Source organism: Mesorhizobium sp. M8A.F.Ca.ET.057.01.1.1, from assembly GCF_003952565.1.
In the GTDB taxonomy this organism is placed as follows: domain Bacteria; phylum Pseudomonadota; class Alphaproteobacteria; order Rhizobiales; family Rhizobiaceae; genus Mesorhizobium.
This window is the reverse complement of the sequence record NZ_CP034454.1, coordinates 6,242,856-6,262,144: the sequence shown is the minus strand read 5'-3', so window position 1 is coordinate 6,262,144 and position 19,289 is coordinate 6,242,856. Positions and strand designations below refer to the sequence as shown.

The following is a 19,289-nucleotide window of genomic DNA, read 5'->3' as shown; positions in this document are numbered from 1 at the left end:
GCCCCTTCCCTTCTCCCCTTGTGGAGAAGGGAAGAAGCGTTGGCGCCTGCCTACTTCAGCACCCTCCCATCCGCGCCAAACCGATAGGTCCTCGCCGGATCGGGCGTCGCATACAGCGTGGCGCCGGGCTCCGCGTCGTAGACGCCGAAAATCCGCACGGTGATCAGGCCGGCCTTCTCGCAATCCAGATAAAGATTGGTATCGGCGCCGAGATGCTCGGCATGCACGACCGTGCCCTTCCAGGCGCCGGATTTCGGATCGACGGTCAGGTGCTCCGGCCGCACGCCGATGGTCTTGGCTGTCTCGCCAAGGCGGGCGCCGTCGACGAAATTCATCTTGGGCGAGCCGATGAAGCCGGCGACGAACTCGTTTGCCGGCGAGTTGTAGAGCTCCATCGGGCCGCCGATCTGCTCGATGCGGCCCGCATTGAGCACGACGATCTTGTCGGCCAGCGTCATCGCCTCGACCTGGTCGTGGGTGACGTAGATCATCGTCGCCTTGAGGCGGCGGTGCAGCTGCGCGATTTCCAGCCGCGTGTTGACGCGCAACGCGGCATCGAGGTTCGACAGCGGCTCGTCGAACAGGAACAGTTTCGGCTCGCGCACCACGGCGCGGCCGATGGCGACGCGCTGGCGCTGGCCGCCGGAGAGCTCCGCCGGCCGCCTTTCCAGGTACGGTTCCAGCGACAGCATGGACGAGGCGATGCCGATGCGGCGGTCGATCTCCGCCGCAGGGGTGCTCGCCTGCTTGAGGCCGAGGCCCATATTGTTCTTCACCGTCAGATGCGGATAGAGCGCATAGGTCTGGAACACCATGGCGATGCCGCGTTTCGCCGGCGGCGTGACGGAGACGTCCTCGCCATCGATCAGCACCCGGCCCGAGGTCGAGTCCTCCAGCCCGGCGATGACGCGGAGCAAGGTCGACTTGCCGCAGCCCGAAGGGCCGACAAAGACGACGAACTCGCCATCCGTCACTTCGAGGTCGATGCCCTTCAGCACCTCGACCGGCCCAAAGGCCTTTTTCACGTTCTCGATTTTTAGCGCGCCCACGGCTTCTTCCTGTCGTTAGAGTTTGACGGCTGCGCCGCTGCGCACGCTCTCGTCGGCTGCAAGGCAGACGGCGAGCGACTTCACCGCATCGTCCATATGGCGGGTCAGGTCGATATTTTCGCGGATCGCCTTCAGCACGAAGGCCTGCTCGAGGTCGCAGAGGTCCTGGTGGCCGGGTTCGCCTTCCATCGACAGCATCTCGTCCGGCTTTAGGAACTTGCCGTCCGCGCCGGTCGCCGCACTGTGCAGGCGGATGGTCGAGGTCTTGGTGTGGGTGTCGATGTCGTCGGACTTCACGCCCTCCTTCATGACGATCGACACGCAGCCCTTGGGCGACATGACATCCTTCACAAAGAAGGCCGTCTCGGAGATCATCGGACCCCAGCCGGCTTCGTACCAGCCGACCGAACCGTCATCGAAGAGCACCTGCAGATGGCCGTAATTGTACATGGTGGGCGCCACCTCGTCGGTGAGCCGCACGCCCATGCCGCGCACCTCGACTGGTTTCGCGTCGGTGATCTGCAGCATCACGTCGAGATAGTGCACGCCGCAATCGACGATCGGCGACGTTGTCTGCATCAACTGCTTGTGCGTCTCCCAGGTCGGCCCTGAGGATTGCTGGTTGAGGTTCATGCGGAACACGTAGGGGCCGCCGAGCTTGCGCGCCTCGGCGATCAGCCTGATCCAGGACGGGTGATGGCGCAGGATATAGCCGATCACCAGTTTTTTGCCGCTGGCCTTGGCGGCGGCAACGACGCGCTTGGCGTCGGCCACCGTCGTTGCCAGCGGCTTTTCGACGAAGACATGGCAGCCGGCCTCGAACGCCTTCACCGCGTAGTCGGCATGGCTGTCGGAATAGGTGGCGATGCAGGCGACGTCGGGTTTTTCGTCACGCAACGCGTCGTCGAACGAGCGTCTGATGCCATAGCCGGACAGCCCCTCCGGCAACGGCACGTCGGAACGGTTGATCAGGGCGGCGATCTCAAAGCCTGGATTGGTGTGATAGGCCAGCGCGTGACTGCGCCCCATATTGCCGAGCCCGGCGACGACGACACGAAGGGGTCTTTCTGAACTCACTTGACGGCTCCGGAAGTAATCCCGCGGATCAGCTGCCGCGAGAAAATGACGTAGAGGATCAGCACCGGCAGGATCGCCAGCGAGAGCGCGGCCAGGATGGCGTTCCAGTTGGTGACGAACTGGCCGAGGAAAAGCTGGGCGCCGAGCGTCACCGTCTTGGTCTCTTCGGACGGCGCCAGGATCAGCGGGAACCACAGATCGTTCCAGATCGGGATCATGGTGAAGACGGCGACCGTCGCCATTGACGGCCGCACCAGCGGCACCACGAGACGGAAGAAGATGGTGTATTCCGAGAGGCCGTCGATGCGGCCGGCATTCTTCAGGTCGTCGGAAACCTGCTTCATGAACTCCGACAGGATGAAGACGGCCAGCGGCAGGCCTTGCGCGGTGTAGACCAGGATCAGCGCCGTCAGCGTGTTGACCAGCCCGCTCGCCACCATCAATTGCAGGATGGCGACGGTCGCAAGGCGGATCGGGATCATGATGCCGAGCGCCAGGTAAAGCCCCATCAGCGTGTTGCCGCGAAAGCGGTATTCCGACAGCGCGAACGCCGCCATGGCGCCGAACAGCAGCACGAAGAACAGCGAGCCGACGGTGACGACGAGACTGTTCTGGAAATAATGGATGAAATCGCCCTGGCCGATCACCGTAGTGTAGCCGATCAGGTCGAAGGTTTTCGGCGTCGGCGGCGTCAGCGGCGCGCCGAAGATGCCCGCGCGCGACTTGAACGAATTCATGATCACCAGAACCACCGGGAAAAGCGCGATCACCGTGTAGGTCAACAGGATCGCGTGGGCGCCGATGGTGCGGGGGAGTGAACGGGTGGCGATGCTCATCTCTTGCCCCTCAGAACTGGTAGCGACGCAGGCGCGTCTGGATGAGGAAGAGGTAGACGCAGACACCGCCGAGGATGATCAGGAACATGATCGTGGCGATGGTCGCGCCCATGTTGGGGTCGCCGACCTGCAGCTGGAAGCCGAAGAAGGCGCGGTAGAGGAAGGTGCCGAGAATATCGGTGGAATAGTTCGGCCCGGCGAGCGCGCCTTGTGCGGTGTAGATCAGGTCGAAGGCGTTGAAATTGCCGACGAAGGTGAGGATCGAGATGATGCCGATCGACGGCAGGATCAGCGGCAGCTTGATCTTCCAGAACTGAGACAGGCCGGTGATGCCATCGCATTCGGCCGCCTCGATTACCTCTTCGGGGATCGACAGCAGGGCGGCATAGATCAGCATCATCGGAATGCCGATGAACTGCCACACCGACACCAGGCTGAGCGCGGTCAGCGCGTATTGCTCCTTGCCGAGCCACGGCGTGAACAGGCTTTTCAGGCCGACGAAATCGAGCAGATGCGGCGCCACGCCCCACAGCGGCGACAGGATCAGCTTCCAGGCGAAGCCGACGATGACGAAGGACAGGATGGTCGGCACGAAGATCGCCGTGCGGTAGAAGGCCGAGAACCGGAGCTTCGGACTGGACAGGAGGGCGGCCAAAAGCACGCCGACGGGGTTCTGCACCAGCATGTGGATGATGAAGAACCAGACATTGTTCCTCAGCGCATTCCAGAAATTGACCGACCAGTTGGGGTCGCCGAACAGGGTGCGGAAATTGTCCAGACCGACGAAGACCTGGGACTGGTCGACGTTGCGGAACAGCGAGAGCTGCAGCGTGCCGGCCAGCGGCAGGATCATGATCGCCGTATAGACGAGCACCGCCGGCGCCAGGAAGACGGCGATATGCCAGCGGAACGGTCTTTTCGGTCGTGTTTGTGCGGCCATGAGTTCGGTCCCCGCCGTCTCTCGGTTCCAGACGATGTGATGCTAGATGACGCCTCGATGCACGGCCCGAATGTTCTTGCCGGTGAGGCAACAACAAAGCCTGCGACTGATCAGCTAGCCTTCCCCAACAGGAGCAAGGGTAAGGCCCAGAGGCGGTGCCGACAATCGCTATCTGAACTGCCAGGTAATCCGGAACCGGCCGGGCACGCGCCCAGCCGGCTCCGTTGCCTGAGCTCTTACTTCGCCGGCTTATACCAGCTGTCGAGACCGGTCTGCAGCTTCTTGGCCGCGGCTTCGGGCGTGTCGGTGCCGTTGATGACGTTGGCCGATTCAACCCAGGTCTCGTTTTCGAGGTTCGGCGTGCCGCGCGACAGGATCTGGTAGGTCGAGCGGATCGTCGACTTGCACTTGCCGCGCCAGGAGACGAATTCCTGCGCCAGCGGGTCTTGCATCTTCACCGGCGCGGAGTTCAGGCTGAAGAAGCCCGGCAGCGCGTTGGCGTAGATGGTGGCGAAGTCCGGCGAAGCCACCCAGGACAGGAAGGTCTTGGCCGCGTCCGCGTGCTTGGAAGCCGCATTCAGGCCCATGCCGATATCGGTATGGTCGGAGATGTAGCAGGTGTCGCCGGCCTTCTCGACCGGCGGCGGGAAGGCGCCCATCTTGAACTGGGCCTGGGTGTTGAACAGGCCGATTTCCCAGGAGCCGGCCGGGTAGATGGCGGCACGGCCGAGCGTGAACAGGTTCTGGCTGTCCGGATAGGTCTGGGCTTCGAAGCCGTCGCCCAGATAAGGCTTCCACTTGGCCAGTTCCTCATAGGGAGCGACCCAGTCCTTGTCGGTCAGCTTCTGCGTGCCCTTGATCAGCGCCGCGCGGCCGTCCTCGCCCTTCCAGTAGTTGGGGCCGATGTTCTGGTAGCCCATGGTCGCGGCTTCCCAGAGATCCTTGGTGCCCATCGCCATCGGGATATAGGTGCCGTCGGCCTTGATCTTGTCGAGCGCGGCGAAGAACTCGTCGCGGGTCTGCGGCACCTTGATGCCGAGCTTGTCGAAGGCGTCTTTGTTGTAGATGAAGCCGTGGATGACGGAGGCCATCGGCACGCAGAAGCTCGCCTTGCCGTCATCGGTCTGCCAGGCGGACTTGGCGACGGGCGAGAAGTTTTCCATGCCGGGCAGCGCCGAGAGATCGGCAAGGTTGCCCTTCTTGAACAGTTCGAGCGACTTGTCGAACGGGCGGCAGGTGATCAGGTCGCCCGCAGAACCGGCGGCGAGCTTGGCGCCGAGCGCGGCGTCATATTCGGTCGGAGCCGAGGGCGCGAACACAACCTTGATGCCGGGGTTCTTGGCTTCGAAGGCCGGGATCAGCTTGTCCTTCCAGATGGCGAGGTCGTCGCCGCGCCAGCTTTCGATGTTGAGCGTTACGTCATCGGCATGAGCCAACCCGGCGGAGCCGAGAATGCTTGTGCCCAGAAGCAGTGCCGTCAGTAGTTTCGTTGTCATGCTCAGTCTCCCTGTTGACCTTTTTCAGGTTCCGTTTTGATGAGAACCTAGGCTTTGGAGCCCTTGTTCCCCTCGCAAGCCCGTTTCACCCCGATCGAAATCGGGATGAAACAGGCTCTATTTCTTTGTTCGAGCATGATCTTTTCCGAAAAGCGGTTTCCACTTTTCGGGATCATGCCCCAGCGCGGAAAGGGCTGGCCGCAGCTTATGGCCTGTCCGTTCCAGTATCTTCTGCGCCGCGTCGGCGCTGTCGGCGCCGGCGGCGAGCAGAATGGCGGTCTTGACCGCGCCGCCGCTCTTTTCGAGCAGGCGCGCGGCCTCTTGCCTGTCGCGGCCGCTGACGGCGGCGACGATGCGCGCCGCCCGGTCGCGCAGCTTCATGTTGTCGGCCATGAGGTTGACCATGTAGCCGTCATGAACATGACCAAGATGAATGGCGGTCAGCGTCGACAGCATGTTGAGAGCGATCTTCTGCGCCGTGCCGGCGCCCATGCGGGTCGAGCCAGCAATGACTTCCGGCGGCGTTTCGAGCAGGATGGCGGTGTCGGCCTGCTTGAGCAGAGCCGAACCCCTGTTGTTGGCGATGCCGATGGTGGCGGCGCCCCGGCGCCGCGCGTCCTCGATGGCGCGCACCGCATAGGGCGTCGTGCCGCTGGCGGAAAGGGCGATCAGGCAATCGCCCGCGCCGATGCCGGCATTGGCGACCGCGGTCGAGGCCTCCTCCGTATCATCCTCGGGCCCGCCGGCCAGTGTCTTGAACGCTTCGTCGCCGCCGGCGATCAGGATGGCGATGCGGTCGCGCTGGATGCCGAACGTGCCGGGCAGTTCCAGCGCGTCGGCCAGCGCCATCAGGCCGGAGCTGCCGGCTGCGGCATAGGCAAGCTTGCCGCCGCCGCTCAGGCAGCCGGCAATGATCTCGGCTGCCCTGGCGATGGAAGGAATGGCGTTGCGGACGGCTTTCGCGGCCTCGACCTGCGCGTCGGCCAGCGAGCCGAGGATCGCTTCGGGCGCCTGGATATCCAGCCCCTCGGCATTCCCATGCTGCGCTTCGGTGCGCGTTTCGGCCATCCCAGTTCCTCCAATCCACAAAACAATACCAAAAAATACCACTTGTCCACACGCATTAACGAATTCGCGGACAGGAAATCGCTGAGCCCACGAATTACGCAAGTTTTTCAATAAAATACGGCTTAATCTTTTTGCAACAGAAATTAACCCTTGGCTATTGGTATTTTATTGGTATTATCCGTGCGGAGGAGAAATCGCGTGAAATTCGTGCTCGGTATCGATGGCGGCGGCACTAGCTGCAGGGCCGCCCTGGCAACAGTCGACGGCGCTGTCATCGGCCGCGCCAAAAGCGGCGCCGCCAACATCCGCACCGACCTCACCGGCGCCCGCTCGAACATCGTCGATGCGGCGCGGCAGGCCTTCATCGCCGCCGGGCAGGACCCGGACCTGATCCCGCAAACACCCGCGATTCTCGGACTTGCGGGCGCCAATGTCGGAACCTACCGGCAGCAGCTCGAAGCGATCCTGCCGTTCAGCACCAGCCGCGTCGAGACCGACGCCGAGATCGCGCTCGAGGGCGCTGTCGGATCCGGTGACGGCGCGATGGCGATACTGGGCACCGGCACAGCCTATATGGCGCGCAAGAATGGCAAATCGCGTGCCATTGGCGGCTGGGGGTTCCAGGTCGGCGATCAGGGCAGCGGCGCCCGCATCGGCCGCGACCTGCTTGAACAGACATTGCTCGCGCATGATGGCGTGCGCCAGGCCTCGCCGCTGACCGACAGCATGATGGCCGTTTTCCGCAACAATCCCGAGGACGTGGTCGAGTTCACCACCAACGCCAAACCGGGCGATTTCGGCGGCTTCGCGCCGAAAGTGTTCGAGCACGCGCAAAAAGGCGACATCGTCGCCAACTGGATCCTCGACAAGGCGGTCGCCGATGTCGAGGCATCGCTCGGCGCGCTCGACCTCGCGGCCGGCGCGCCGCTCTGCCTGCTTGGCGGGCTGGCGCCGCTCTATGCGCCGCGCCTGTCGGCGCGCTACCGCGCCCTGCTGAAGGAACCGCTCGACGATGCGCTAGGCGGTGCCGTTCAGATGGCGGCGCGTCTGTTCGCCAGGACGGAGGCCGCACGATGAGCGATGCCGCCGACCAGATCTTCGCCGCGCTCAAACAATCCTCGCAAAGCGGTGCGCCACTTTACCTGCAGCTCAGGAAGAGCATCGAGGACGCCGTCAATCGCGGCCTGATCGGTCCGGGCGACGCGCTGCCGTCCGAGCGCGACATCGCCACCAAGGCCGACATTTCGCGCGTCACCGTGCGCAAGGCGGTGCAGGATCTGGTCAAGGGCGGCATATTGGTGCAACGCCATGGCTCCGGCACTTTCGTGGCGCCGCGCATGGAACGTGTCGAGCAGTCGCTGTCGCGGCTGACCTCCTTCACCGAGGACATGGCGCGGCGCGGCATGGCGGTGCGTTCGGCCTGGCTCGATCGCGGCCTCTACGCGCCCTCGCCCGACGAGATGATGGTGCTCGGCCTGTCATCGAACGAGCTGGTGGCGCGCGTGGCGCGTCTGCGCATAGCCAACGACACGCCGCTGGCGATCGAACGCGCTTCGCTGTCGGCCAGCGTCCTGCCGGACCCGGCCGGCATCGGTTCCTCGCTCTACGCGGCACTGGAACTGACCGGCAACCGGCCTGTGCGTGCCGTGCAGCGTATCTCCGCCGCCAATCTCGGCGAGGGCGATGCGCGGCTGCTCGAAGTGCCGCCGGGTATTGCCGGCCTGCACATCGAGCGTATTTCCTATCTGGCGAGCGGCAAGGTGATCGAATTCACCCGCTCCATCTACCGGGGCGACGCCTATGATTTCGTCGCCGAACTTCGGCTGACAGGGCCGAGCGAAGAGGGCCGACCATGATCTCCAACACTACCCATATGCAGCGCGAGATCGAGGAAATCCCGCAAGCCGTCGCCCGCCTGCTCGACGGCTCCGGCGCGGTGCTGGCCGAAGCCGGGCGCGGCATCAGGGAACGCGACCCGCATTTCGTCGTCACCGTGGCGCGCGGTTCGTCCGACCATGCCGCCACCTTCATGAAATATGCCGTCGAGCTGACCGCGGGCCTTGCCGTCGCCTCGGTCGGCCCCTCCATCGCCTCGATCTATGGCCGCAAGCTGCGGCTTGAAGGCTCGGCGTGCCTGGCGATCTCGCAGTCCGGCAAGAGCCCCGACATCGTCGCCATGGCCGAAACCGCACGGGCCGGCGGCGCGCTGACCATTGCCGTCACCAACACCGCCGATTCGCCGCTCGCGCGCGCCTCGGACTATGCCATCGACATCCTCGCCGGCCCCGAGCGCAGCGTCGCGGCAACCAAGACCTTCATCAACTCCGCCGTTGCCGGTCTTGCCTTGATGGCGCATTCGACCGGCGACGAAGCGCTCCTTGCGGCACTTGCCCGCCTGCCCGAGCATTTCGGCAAGGCGATCGCCTGCGACTGGATGAGCGTGCTGGCCGAAACGATCGAGAAGCAGAAGTCGTTGTTCATTCTCGGCCGCGGGCCGTCGGCGGCGATGGCCAACGAGGCGGCGCTGAAGTTCAAGGAGACCTGCGGCATGCATGCCGAGGCCTATAGCGCGGCCGAAGTCATGCATGGCCCGCTGGCGCTGATCGGTCCCGACTTTCCGGTGCTGGCGCTGGCAGCGCGCGACGCGTCCGAGCCCTCCGTCGCCGAAGCCGCCGACAGCCTGGCGGCCAAGGGCGCGCCGGTGTTCGTCACCTCGGCACTCGCCAATCGCGCCACGCGCCTGCCGCATGTCGCCACCGGCCATCCGCTGACCGATCCGCTGACGCTGATCGTCTCCTTCTACATGTTCGTCGAGGCCTTTGCCCGCCATCGTGGCCTCGACCCGGACGCGCCCCGCAACCTTCGCAAGGTGACGGAGACCGTATGAGCGACCGTTTTGCCCTGACCGGCGCCCGCATTTTCGACGGCGACGACTGGCATGAAGGTGCCGCCCTTGTCGTGCGCGACGGGCTTGTCGAGGCCATGCTGCCGCAAGGCGCCCTGCCCACCGATATCCGCGCCGTCGACACCGGCGGCGGCATGCTGGTGCCGGGCTTCGTCGATATCCAGGTCAATGGCGGCGGCGGGGTGATGCTCAACGACCATCCCGATGTCGCCTCGATCGAAACCATCTGCCGCGCGCATGCGCCGTTCGGCACGACGGCACTGCTGCCGACGCTGATCACCGACACGCCCGCGATCACCGCAGCAGCCATCGCCGCCGGCGAAGCCGCGGCGCTGCAAAAGGTGCCGGGCTTCCTCGGGTTGCATCTGGAAGGGCCCCACCTGTCGATCGCCCGCAAGGGCGCGCATGATCCGGCGCTGATCCGGCCGATGACGGACGCCGACCAGGCCATGCTGATCGCGGCGCGCCGGAAGCTGCCGGTGCTGCTCACCACGATCGCACCGGAATCCGTCGACCCGGCCCGCGTCACGGCCCTGGCCAAGGCCGGGATCGTCGTCAGCCTCGGCCATTCGGACACGGGCCATGCCACGGCAAAAGCCTTCGCCGAGGCCGGCGCCAGTGTAGTCACCCACCTGTTCAACGCGATGAGCCAGATCGGCAATCGCGAGCCCGGGCTGGCGGGAGCCGCCATCGACATCGGCACCTTGTCCGCCGGCCTGATCGCCGACGGCATCCATGTCCATCCGGCCACGATCCGGATCGCGCTCGATGCCAAGCAGGGACCGGGCAGGATCGTGCTGGTCACCGACGCGATGGCGACGATCGGCACCGACATGACGTCGTTCACCCTCAACGGCCGCACCATCTACCGCAAGGATGGCAGCCTGCGGCTTGCCGACGGCACGTTGGCGGGCGCCGACCTCGACATGATCTCGGCCATCCGGTTCATGCACCGCACCGTCGGACTCGAGCTGTCCGAAGCCTTGCGCATGGCTTCGCTCTATCCGGCGCAGGCGATCGGCCAGTCGCACCGGCTTGGCCGCTTTGCCAATGGCACGGCGGCGGACATCGTTGCGCTGTCGGACGATCTTGGCATAGGAAGCGTCTGGATCGGCGGCGACAAGGTGTTCGAGGCTGCCGCTTCCCGCTGAGCGAGAGGCCATGCAGACAATCGATTGTGTCGTCGCCGGAGCAGGCGTCGTCGGCCTTGCCGTCGCCAGGGCGCTTGCCTTGTCGGGCCGCGAGGTGGTGATGATCGAAAAGGCCGACGCGATCGGCACCGTCACCAGTTCACGCAATTCGGAAGTCATCCATGCCGGGCTATATTATGCGCCCGGCAGCCTGAAGGCCCGGCTCTGCGTCGAAGGCCGCCGGCTTCTCTACGCCTACTGCGCCGAACACAATATCGGCCATCGCCGCGCCGGCAAGCTGATCGTCGCCAGCGAGCCCGGCCAGGCGGACGGGCTGCGGGCGATCGCGGCCAATGCCAAGCGTTGCGGGGTCGACGATCTCGAGTTTTTGACGCGCGGCGAGGCCGAGCGCCTGGAGCCGGCGCTGAACTGCGCCTCCGCGTTGCTGTCGCCGTCGACCGGCATCATAGACAGCCATGCGCTGATGCTGTCGCTGCGCGGCGACGCCGAGGCATCAGGCGCATCCCTGGCTTTCCTCACTTGCGTTGCCGCCGCGACGATCGTAGCCGGCGGGATCCGGATCGACACACGCGATGCCAATGGCGAGACCTTCGCCTTGGAGGCCGGCGCTTTCGTCAACGCCGCGGGCCTCGATGCGCAGGCGGTAGCCGGCCGGATCGAGGGTTTTCCAAGGGACCTCATCCCCCGGCAGTGGCTGGCGCGCGGCAATTATTTCGCGCTTCCTGGGCAGTCGCCCTTTTCACGGCTGATCTATCCGGTCCCGGTCGAGGGCGGCCTCGGCGTCCATCTGACGCTCGACCTTGCCGGCAATGCGCGCTTTGGTCCCGACGTCGAATGGATCGACGGCGTGGATTACACGGTCGACCCCGGCCGAAGCGCTGTCTTCTACGAGGCGATCCGCAGCTATTGGCCTGATCTTGCCGATCATGCCCTGCAGCCGGCCTATGCCGGCATCAGGCCGAAGCTGTCCGGCCCGGGCCAAGCTTCCGTCGATTTCATGATCCAGGGTCCAGCCGATCATGGCGCGGGCCGGATCGTCAATCTGTTCGGCATCGAGAGCCCCGGCCTGACGGCGAGCCTGGCGATCGCCGACCATGTCGTCGAACTCTTGTACCCGGCCTGAGCGGCGTCCTCGCCGGAGCGCGGTATCTGCCTAACCGGCCTTGTTTGAGGCGTAGAGATCCTTGTAGCTGTCGCGAAGCAAGTTCTTCTGTACCTTGCCCATCGTGTTGCGCGGCAGCTCGTCGACGAAGATCACCCGTTTCGGGTGCTTGTACTTCGCCATGCGGCCGGTGATGGCGTCGAGGATTTCGGCCGCGGTGATCCGCGAAGCGGGCGAGCGCACGACGACAGCGGTGACGCCTTCGCCGAAGTCCGGATGGGCAAGGCCGATGACGGCGCTTTCCAGGACGCCGTCGAGCGCGTCGATCTCGCTTTCGAGCTCCTTCGGATAGACGTTGTAGCCGCCTGAGATGATCAGGTCCTTGCCGCGACCGACAATATGGATGTAGCCGTCGGCATCGATCGTGCCGAGATCGCCAGTGATGAAGAAGCCGTCGGCGCGGAATTCCGCCCTGGTCTTTTCCGGCATGCGCCAGTAGCCGCCGAACACGTTCGGACCCTTGACCTCGATCATGCCGACCTCGCCCTGGGCAAGCGGCTTGCCGGTCTCGGGATCGGCGATGCGCAGCGACACGCCGGGCAAGGGGAAGCCGACCGTGCCGGCGCGCCGCTCGCCCTCATAGGGATTGGAGGTGTTCATGTTGGTCTCGGTCATGCCGTAGCGCTCGAGGATGGCGTGGCCGGTACGCTCGCGCCATGCCTTGTGCGTTTCGGCCAGCAACGGCGCGGAACCGGATATGAACAGGCGGATGGTCTTCGCCGCCTCGCGATCCAGCCCCTCCTGCTGCAGCAGCCTGGTATAGAAGGTCGGCACGCCCATCAGGGCGGTGGCGCGCGGCAGCAGCGAGACGATGCGGCCCGCGTCGAATTTCTGCTCGAACAGCATCGCGGCGCCGGCCATCAGGACGACATTGGTGGCGACGAACAGGCCGTGCGTGTGGAAGATCGGCAGCGCGTGGATCAGCACGTCATCCCCGGTGAAGCGCCATTGCTCGACCAGGCCCCGCGCGTTCGAAGCGAGGTTCTCGTGGCTGAGCATGGCGCCTTTCGAACGGCCGGTCGTTCCCGACGTGTAGAGGATCGCCGCAAGGTCGTCCGCGCCGCGCTCGACATCATGGAAATCGCCGGACTGGCGCGATGCCTGGCCCGCAAGGGATCCCTCGCCATTGCGGTCGAGCGTGACCACGACGGCACCGGACGGCTCGACCATCCCATGGATATCCGCCGACCGCGCCGGATCGCAGACAATCACCCGCGGGGCCGCATCGTCGAAGAAATAGCCGAGCTCGGTCAGCGTGTAGGCGGTGTTGAGCGGCAGGAAGACGGCACCGGCGCGCACGCAGGCGAGGTAGAGCAAAACCATCTCCGGGCTCTTCTCCACCTGTACGGCAACCCGGTCGCCGGGCGCGACATCCATTTGCAGCAGCGCATGCGCGAGCTGCGCCGACCGTGTCAGCATGTCGCCATAGGTGAGCGTGCGGCCATCATCGGTTTCCATCAACAGATGCCCAGGCGCCGGCATCCGGGACCGGAATGCATCGAACAGATGATTGCTCATGAAAGCTTCCCAGATGACGCAATTGTGGGTGACGGCAACGTTGACGCCGGTCGTGGGTCGGCACGCGGCGAAGAGTTCGCGTTTCCCAGCCCGGTCGTCAAGGCCGCAAACGGCCGCCCGGCGTCTACCGAAAAGATTCGAGAGAGGGGACAGCGGAGCGCGACTGTCAGACAGCCGTCAACGCTGGACGCGCTGGCCCGGACCGGCGGCGGCCTTTGGCGCCTCGCCTTGCTTGAAGCGTTCCATGCACATGGCGGCGGTCAGCTGGTAGTGATCGATCAGGGCCTGGACGGCGCCATCCGCATTTCCGTCCAACGCATTTTCGGCAATCAGCCGGTGTTCGGCGAAATCGTCGCGCTGGACGCTCTCGCCGTCATTGGCCATCTGGCGATAGCGGTAGGCGTGATCGGAAAGCTGGTCGCAGAAGCCCACCAGCCAGTGCGACCGGCAGGCCGAGATCAGCACCCGGTGGAAGGTGCGGTGCAATTTCTCCCAGTCCGGATTGAGCGACGAGCTACTTTGCGGCAAAAGACGTGAGGCGCGCCCCAGGCGATGCAGCGCCAGCACCAATTGTTCTTCCCATTCGGCGGTGCGGTGGGCAATGGATTCGCGCAGCGCCCGCTCCTCGAGCCAGCAACGGGTGCGCGTCAGCTCCTCGAGTTCGGCCGCAGTGACCGGCATGATGAAGAAGCCGCGCTGGTCATGGCGGCCAAGGAGACCTTCGGAGGCAAGGCGATTGAGGGCTTCACGAACCGGAGATGCGCCGGCGCCATACTTGGAAACGACCCACTCGACGCGCAGCTTGCTTTCGGTTTCCAGGGCGCCGGCGAGAAGATCATCACGCAATTGATGATAGACCGTGCTGGCAAGCGTACTCTTGGCTCCCGTGCCGTCGTCGTTCAGATTGGCAGCTCCGTATGTCAAAAGCGACTCCTTGTCCCCAACTGTCGTCCTGGGCAATTCGAGTCCGAAAATTCCCCTCTGTACATGTACCATACAGCGCCACGCTCCCGCCGCTCAAGCAGAAGATCGCGCTATTGTACTTTAGAACAAAGAAATATACCCAATCCGCACGCCGATCGCGGGAATTCGAATATCTCTACAACCAGTGGAAACTTAACGTGTTTTGTATGCACGCAGTAACATCTGTTTCTCGTGTGCTCGTGCAAGCATCTTTTCTGTCGCGCGCAAAAACAACGGCGGCTTGCCCGAATCAGATCGCCGCGCAGCCTGATTCGGACACGCGGAAGCTCGGCGGACCATGCCCTTCCGGCGACGCTTAGCCGGTCTTTTGCAATTCGTACGGGAATGACCGCGCTGTGTTAGCCGGCAGCCTTGTCGGCCGCGGTCCTGATCGCTTCGATATTGGCGCGGTAAGCCTCGACGCTGCCGCCCTTGAAGATGGCAGCACCCGCCACCAGCACGTCGGCGCCGGCCGATGTGACCAACGGGGCTGTTTCCGGCGAGACACCGCCGTCGATCTCGATGCGGATCGGCCGGTCGCCGATCAGTGCCTTGACCCTTCTCACCTTGTCGACGATCTCCGGGATGAAGGCCTGGCCGCCGAAGCCCGGATTGACGGTCATGATCAGGATGAGATCGAGCCGGTCGAGCACATATTCGATCATCGTTTCGGGCGTTGCCGGATTGAGCGAGACGCCGGCCTTCTTGCCGAGGTTCCTGATGGTTTGCAGCGAGCGGTCGAGATGCGGCCCGGCCTCGGCATGCACCGTCATGCCGTCGCAGCCGGCCTCGGCGAAGGCAGCGAGATATGGGTCGGCGGGCGCGATCATCAGGTGGCAGTCGAAAAAGGCCTTGGTGCGGTTGCGGATCGCCTTGATGACAGGCGGGCCGAAGGTGATGTTGGGCACGAAATGCCCGTCCATCACGTCGAGATGGATCCAGTCGGCACCGGCCGCCGCCACCGCCTCGACCTCGTCACCGAGCTTCGAGAAATCCGATGCCAGCACCGACGGTGCGATCAAGGGTTTTTTGCTCATCTCGCGGCCTTTCCGGGTGCCCTTTTCATACGGGCGCTCCGAACCGACTGCCTAAAGCGCTGCTGGCGACTTGTCGAGAGCGCAAGTACGGCGGTTCCACAGGCGGGGGTAACGTCGCGGCGCGCGCTGGCCCTGGGCCGCCAATCACCGCCTGCGCGGGTCATCAAGGAAAACCCGCCGGATTGCTCCGGCGGGTTCTCGGTTGGCGTCGCGCAGATGGCTATTGCTGCTGGAGTTTCAGGACCCTGTTTGGAACCGGATCCGGTTGCTGGTCGATCTGCTGCCTGCGTCGCGGCAGCAATTGCAGCAACTGGCCCGGATCGATCTCCAGCGACGGCTGCCCGCGTATCGGCCGGCAGTTCGGATACCGCCCGATCGTACCCTCCGGACAGTGTCGCCTGAAGATCGGCTGGCACTGGCCGTTGACCATCTGCGAACCCGGCGCGCATTCGCTCTCTTGCCTGGGCTTGCGGCACGCGCCGTCGATCACCTCGGTTCCACGCGGACAGACGCATTCGCCGCGCTTGTTGTGAACTTGGCCGCGTATGTCGCACTGCTGGAGCACTGGACCTGGTCGACGACATGCGTTGCCTTGCACCTCGGTACCCCTCGGGCAGACGCAATTGCCGTTGGCGTCGTGGACCTGGCCACGGATGGTGCACTGGTCAGGCTTCGGCCGGACCGGTCGGCAGGCTCCGTCGCGCACCTCGGTTCCTTGCGGGCAGACGCAGTCCCCGTCCGCATTGTGGACCTGGCCACGGATGGTGCACTGCTCGGGCATCGGCCGGACCGGACGGCAGGCGCCATTGCGCACCTCGGTGCCTTGCGGGCAGACACAGTCGCCATCGGCATTGCGGAACTGGCCAGGGATGCGGCACTGCTGCGGTTTTGGCCGGATCTGACGGCAGGCGCCGTCCCGCACCTCGGTGCCGCGCGGGCAGACGCAGTAGCCGTCGGCGTCATGGACCTGGCCACGGATGGTGCACTGCTCGGGCCTATCGGTCCTGACGCATCTTCCGTTCTCCAGCTCCGTGCCGCGCGGACAGACGCAGCGTCCGTCCTCGGTCCGGATCTGGCCTTCGAGCAGCACGCAGCGCGGTGGCGGTGGCAACGGAAGAACGTTGGTGCCGCCGCCCGTGCACTGGCCGTTGCGGAAGGTGGTGCCTTCCGGGCAGACACAGCGGCCGGCGTCGTTCATGACAAAGCCCGGCGAGCACTCGTTCTTCACCTCATGCGTGATGATGAAGGGATGGCACACATAGGCCTTGCCGCGATCGCCCTGGACGTTGGTCGCATCCTTGGACAGCACATCGCCGCCGCCCTGCACCCGTGTGTCGGGAGAGAGCACGCCAACGCAGTTCTGGCCATTGACGTTGCCCTGCAGGTTGGCAAGACGCCCATCGTCGGGGATGACCACCGTCACACGGTGCGGCTGGCTTTCACCGGCGCCGAGCGTCAGGTTGGCGATGCAGGAGGCCGGCAAGGTCGTCGGCTCCGGCGAGCAGCCGAAAGGCGGGTCGATCGAGGTGATCGCAACACCTTCCAGCCGGCCAAGCCCTTCCACGCCGATCGCATCGCCGATGCGGACCGGACCCGAGAAGGGGCTCGTCCCGTCATTTGTGATGGTGATGTCGAACGAGCAGGGCTGGCCGACGCGGCATTCGCGGTCGCCGGTCTTTTCGACACGGATCGTCGAAGGACCGCCGCCCTTGGCGCAGGCCTGGCCGATCGGATAGACGACGTCGTCGCCCTGCGCCGGCCCGTAGGAGCCGCGCGCGCAGTTCTCGAACTCGCCATTGGCCGAGACCGTCACGTCGAAGTACCTGGAGGTTCCGGGCGTCATGACGGCGCCTGGTATCTGGCACGACAACGCATTGGCCGGAACCGGCCCGCACGCCCATTCCGCGCCGTCGGGGGTGACGGTCTGGATCTGCACGGGCGCTCCGCCCGAGACCAGCGTGGCGGTATCGTTGACCCGCACCGGACCGGTGGGCGCGGCGGTGCCGACGCTGCTGACGGTGATGCGGCAGGAAACCGCGGCCGCCCCGGCGAGCGAGCCGCTGCACACCTTGGTAATGCGCAAGGTCGGCTGGCCGCCATTGGGATGGCGGATGCGTTCCTTGGCGCAGGCCTTGTTGTTGGTGAGGTCGACCTCACCGGGGATGGCCTTCACTTCGGCGCAGTTCTCGACCGTGTCGGACCGGTAGCCGACCGGCACGACCGCCATCACGAAGATCGGCGTCGAGGCGCCCGCCGGCAGCGAGATGCCGGCATTGTCGCAGCGGAACTGGCCGGGGCCGTTCGGGCCGCATGTCCAGGGCGGGCTCGGCCCGAAGGTGGAGGATGTCGGCGCGCCGCTTGGGTAGTTGTCGATCACCGTCAGCGGCCCGTTATAGGTCGATGTGCCGTTGTTGATGATGTCGATGATGAAGGTGCAGACGCCATCGGCGGTGCAGACTTCGGTGCGGGCACGCTTCTTGAGGATCAGGTCGACCTTCTTCTCGACCGGCGGCTGGCAATCCGGGTTGCGGTCGCCGCGGCGGCAGATCGGGATCGAGGCACAGCCACGGTCATTGGCCTGGCTCCCGAACAGCGGCTTGCCGCTGGCGCCGTAATTGTAGGTGGCGCAGTTGCGCAGCACGCTGGCTTGCCAGCCTCCGGCCGGCTTGAAGCCGAGCTTGAGGTCGACAAAGGCCCCCGGATTGAGCGTGGTCACCGGATAGGTGCACGTCATCGGGGTGGTACCCGGCGCGCAGACCCAGGGCGGATTGGGCCCTGAATCGAGTGTCGAGCCGGCCGGCAGCGTCACCTCGTCGAGCACGATCTTGCCGTTATAGGGCGCGGTGCCGACATTGGTGACCCGGATGGTGAAGTCGCAGCCGCCACCCATCGTGCAGCGTGTGACATCAGCATGTTTTTCAACCTTGAGGTCCGGTTCCTTGTCCTTGGGCGGGCACCTCTGGTCACGCGGGATGATGATGTCGATGTTTTGCGTGCAGCACAGGCCCCAGCCTTCCTTCGGTCCGGCATAGGTCTCGATGCCGGTGACGATGAGATGGATGACGTCACCGGGTGAAGCGCCGACGATCTTCCAGTTGAGCACCCCGCCGCCCACCGGCACCTTCTGGGTGTCGGGGATGATGGTGATGCCTGGTGAGGTTGTCGAAACCTGCACCCACTTGCCGCCCATCTCCGGGCCTACAGGCATGTGATAGATGAAGGCGCCGCCGCCGGGCACGCAGTCGACCGTGCCGCGCTCGACCTTGAAGCATTCGTGGTCGGTTGGAGGCGGAGGTTGCCTGTCGCATTTGGTGAGGTCGATCCGGATCGAGGTCTTTTCGCCGGTCGCGATGTTGCCGTCATCCGGCTTGCCCGGATCCTGCGACGGGATGAGGGTGCCCGTGCCGATGCCGGAGGTAACCTTGATCAGGCCCTGGTTATCGACATTGACCGGCGCCGGAAACGCGGCGTGGTCGATCTTGGCGGTAATGCGGAAAGTGATGACGCGTTCGTTCAGTGCGCCCGAGCCATCGAGATCGCTGGCGGAAATCCGGAAATCGGAAACCGTTGCCGTGTCGTTGGGGCCGGCCGAATTGCTGATGACAGCGCTCGGCAAGGCCCCGCCCGATGCATCGGTGCCGTCGCCGGAGACCGTCACGTTGACGATCGAAAGACCGTGCGGAAGCTGGTCCTTGAAGTCGAGCTTGGCTTTTTTCAGCGCCGCCTCGAGGCCCGGATTGGCAAAACCTTGCGGATTGCCGCGCAGCCCGAAGGTCAAGGTGTAGAAGACATAGTCGCAGCTGCGCTGGCCACCGGTCTTGGTGAAGAACGGCACGACACGTCCGGGTTCCGGGTTGATGACGCGCGGATTGTCGAGTTGCAGCGGCTGCACATCCGGGCTGGTGATGGCCTGGACGGTCTGGGCGGCGGATGCCGGCAGCGCGGGCGCAAGGGCGACCGCGATACCGGCCGCCATCAGCCAGCGCGCACCGCGCCTGGCATATGACAGGGGTTTCATGATCGTCTCCATGACGGTTTTTTGCGTTTTGGTCGCGAGCGGGGATGGGGCAAGAATGGTCATCTTTGC

15 protein-coding genes are annotated in these 19,289 nt (G+C 64.8%); 5 read left to right on the top strand and 10 right to left on the bottom strand.

Features of this window, described 5'->3' with window-relative positions:
* Positions 1-50: 50 nt before the first annotated feature.
* The 6 genes from EJ077_RS29715 to EJ077_RS29690 all read right to left on the bottom strand — a co-directional run bounded on the left by EJ077_RS29715 (position 51) and on the right by EJ077_RS29690 (position 6,466).
* Entirely contained in the window at positions 51-1,049 is a 999-nt protein-coding gene (locus tag EJ077_RS29715; RefSeq protein ID WP_208698403.1) for an ABC transporter ATP-binding protein, read from the bottom strand.
* A gap of 15 nt (positions 1,050-1,064) precedes the next feature.
* On the bottom strand, positions 1,065-2,126 hold the full coding sequence (locus EJ077_RS29710; protein ID WP_208698402.1) for a Gfo/Idh/MocA family protein: 1,062 nt from the start codon (positions 2,124-2,126) through the stop codon (positions 1,065-1,067).
* A complete protein-coding gene (locus EJ077_RS29705; protein WP_135932676.1) occupies positions 2,123-2,962 on the bottom strand; it encodes a carbohydrate ABC transporter permease in 840 nt (279 codons plus the stop codon). Before EJ077_RS29705 ends, EJ077_RS29710 begins: the two co-directional genes overlap by 4 nt.
* A gap of 10 nt (positions 2,963-2,972) precedes the next feature.
* Positions 2,973-3,902 carry a carbohydrate ABC transporter permease gene (locus EJ077_RS29700; protein WP_208698401.1) on the bottom strand — a complete coding sequence of 310 codons (930 nt, stop codon included), beginning with the start codon at positions 3,900-3,902 and terminating at the stop codon, positions 2,973-2,975.
* A gap of 236 nt (positions 3,903-4,138) precedes the next feature.
* Positions 4,139-5,398, bottom strand: coding sequence for an ABC transporter substrate-binding protein (locus tag EJ077_RS29695; RefSeq protein WP_208698400.1), 1,260 nt, complete (start codon positions 5,396-5,398; stop codon positions 4,139-4,141).
* Positions 5,399-5,515: 117 nt separating this feature from the next.
* Positions 5,516-6,466, bottom strand: coding sequence for an N-acetylmuramic acid 6-phosphate etherase (locus EJ077_RS29690; RefSeq protein ID WP_208698399.1), 951 nt, complete (start codon positions 6,464-6,466; stop codon positions 5,516-5,518).
* A 198-nt stretch (positions 6,467-6,664) separates the two neighbouring features.
* Here EJ077_RS29690 and EJ077_RS29685 point away from each other — a divergent pair, with 198 nt between their 5' ends.
* From EJ077_RS29685 to EJ077_RS29665, 5 genes are read left to right on the top strand one after another with little or no spacing between them, the layout of a single operon-like run.
* On the top strand, positions 6,665-7,543 hold the full coding sequence (locus EJ077_RS29685; protein ID WP_127871132.1) for an N-acetylglucosamine kinase: 879 nt from the start codon (positions 6,665-6,667) through the stop codon (positions 7,541-7,543).
* Positions 7,540-8,322 (top strand): GntR family transcriptional regulator, encoded by a 783-nt coding sequence (locus EJ077_RS29680; RefSeq protein ID WP_127275351.1) that lies wholly within the window; start codon positions 7,540-7,542, stop codon positions 8,320-8,322. The genes EJ077_RS29685 and EJ077_RS29680 overlap by 4 nt, the downstream gene beginning before the upstream one ends.
* Positions 8,319-9,353, top strand: a complete 1,035-nt coding sequence (locus EJ077_RS29675) for an SIS domain-containing protein (RefSeq protein ID WP_208698398.1) — start codon at positions 8,319-8,321, stop codon at positions 9,351-9,353. The genes EJ077_RS29680 and EJ077_RS29675 overlap by 4 nt, the downstream gene beginning before the upstream one ends.
* On the top strand, positions 9,350-10,522 hold the full coding sequence (gene nagA, locus EJ077_RS29670) for an N-acetylglucosamine-6-phosphate deacetylase (RefSeq protein WP_208698397.1): 1,173 nt from the start codon (positions 9,350-9,352) through the stop codon (positions 10,520-10,522). The genes EJ077_RS29675 and nagA overlap by 4 nt, the downstream gene beginning before the upstream one ends.
* A 10-nt stretch (positions 10,523-10,532) precedes the next feature.
* Positions 10,533-11,645: an NAD(P)/FAD-dependent oxidoreductase gene (locus EJ077_RS29665; RefSeq protein ID WP_208698396.1), complete on the top strand. Its 1,113-nt coding sequence runs from the start codon at positions 10,533-10,535 to the stop codon at positions 11,643-11,645.
* A gap of 30 nt (positions 11,646-11,675) precedes the next feature.
* Here the strand turns inward: EJ077_RS29665 and EJ077_RS29660 are convergent, their stop codons facing one another.
* The 4 genes from EJ077_RS29660 to EJ077_RS29645 all read right to left on the bottom strand — a co-directional run bounded on the left by EJ077_RS29660 (position 11,676) and on the right by EJ077_RS29645 (position 19,283).
* Entirely contained in the window at positions 11,676-13,202 is a 1,527-nt protein-coding gene (locus tag EJ077_RS29660) for a malonate--CoA ligase (protein WP_208698395.1), read from the bottom strand.
* 177 nt (positions 13,203-13,379) lie between these two features.
* Positions 13,380-14,126 carry a GntR family transcriptional regulator gene (locus tag EJ077_RS29655; RefSeq protein ID WP_208698394.1) on the bottom strand — a complete coding sequence of 249 codons (747 nt, stop codon included), beginning with the start codon at positions 14,124-14,126 and terminating at the stop codon, positions 13,380-13,382.
* 398 nt (positions 14,127-14,524) lie between these two features.
* Entirely contained in the window at positions 14,525-15,202 is a 678-nt protein-coding gene (rpe, locus tag EJ077_RS29650; RefSeq protein WP_208698393.1) for a ribulose-phosphate 3-epimerase, read from the bottom strand.
* A 220-nt stretch (positions 15,203-15,422) separates the two neighbouring features.
* Complete coding sequence (locus tag EJ077_RS29645) at positions 15,423-19,283, bottom strand: DUF11 domain-containing protein (RefSeq protein ID WP_208698392.1); 3,861 nt, start codon at positions 19,281-19,283, stop codon at positions 15,423-15,425.
* Between the last annotated feature and the right edge of the window lie 6 nt (positions 19,284-19,289).

What these genes read in the sequence shown, in the direction of transcription:
- EJ077_RS29705 (WP_135932676.1), bottom strand. Translation starts at nt 2,962, where the DNA reads ATGAGCATCGCCACCCGTTCACTCCCCCGCACCATCGGCGCCCACGCG.
- EJ077_RS29700 (WP_208698401.1), bottom strand. Translation starts at nt 3,902, where the DNA reads ATGGCCGCACAAACACGACCGAAAAGACCGTTCCGCTGGCATATCGCC.
- EJ077_RS29695 (WP_208698400.1), bottom strand. Translation starts at nt 5,398, where the DNA reads ATGACAACGAAACTACTGACGGCACTGCTTCTGGGCACAAGCATTCTC.
- EJ077_RS29690 (WP_208698399.1), bottom strand. Translation starts at nt 6,466, where the DNA reads ATGGCCGAAACGCGCACCGAAGCGCAGCATGGGAATGCCGAGGGGCTG.
- EJ077_RS29680 (WP_127275351.1), top strand. Translation starts at nt 7,540, where the DNA reads ATGAGCGATGCCGCCGACCAGATCTTCGCCGCGCTCAAACAATCCTCG.
- EJ077_RS29675 (WP_208698398.1), top strand. Translation starts at nt 8,319, where the DNA reads ATGATCTCCAACACTACCCATATGCAGCGCGAGATCGAGGAAATCCCG.
- nagA (WP_208698397.1), top strand. Translation starts at nt 9,350, where the DNA reads ATGAGCGACCGTTTTGCCCTGACCGGCGCCCGCATTTTCGACGGCGAC.
- EJ077_RS29665 (WP_208698396.1), top strand. Translation starts at nt 10,533, where the DNA reads ATGCAGACAATCGATTGTGTCGTCGCCGGAGCAGGCGTCGTCGGCCTT.
- EJ077_RS29660 (WP_208698395.1), bottom strand. Translation starts at nt 13,202, where the DNA reads ATGAGCAATCATCTGTTCGATGCATTCCGGTCCCGGATGCCGGCGCCT.
- rpe (WP_208698393.1), bottom strand. Translation starts at nt 15,202, where the DNA reads ATGAGCAAAAAACCCTTGATCGCACCGTCGGTGCTGGCATCGGATTTC.
- EJ077_RS29645 (WP_208698392.1), bottom strand. Translation starts at nt 19,283, where the DNA reads ATGACCATTCTTGCCCCATCCCCGCTCGCGACCAAAACGCAAAAAACC.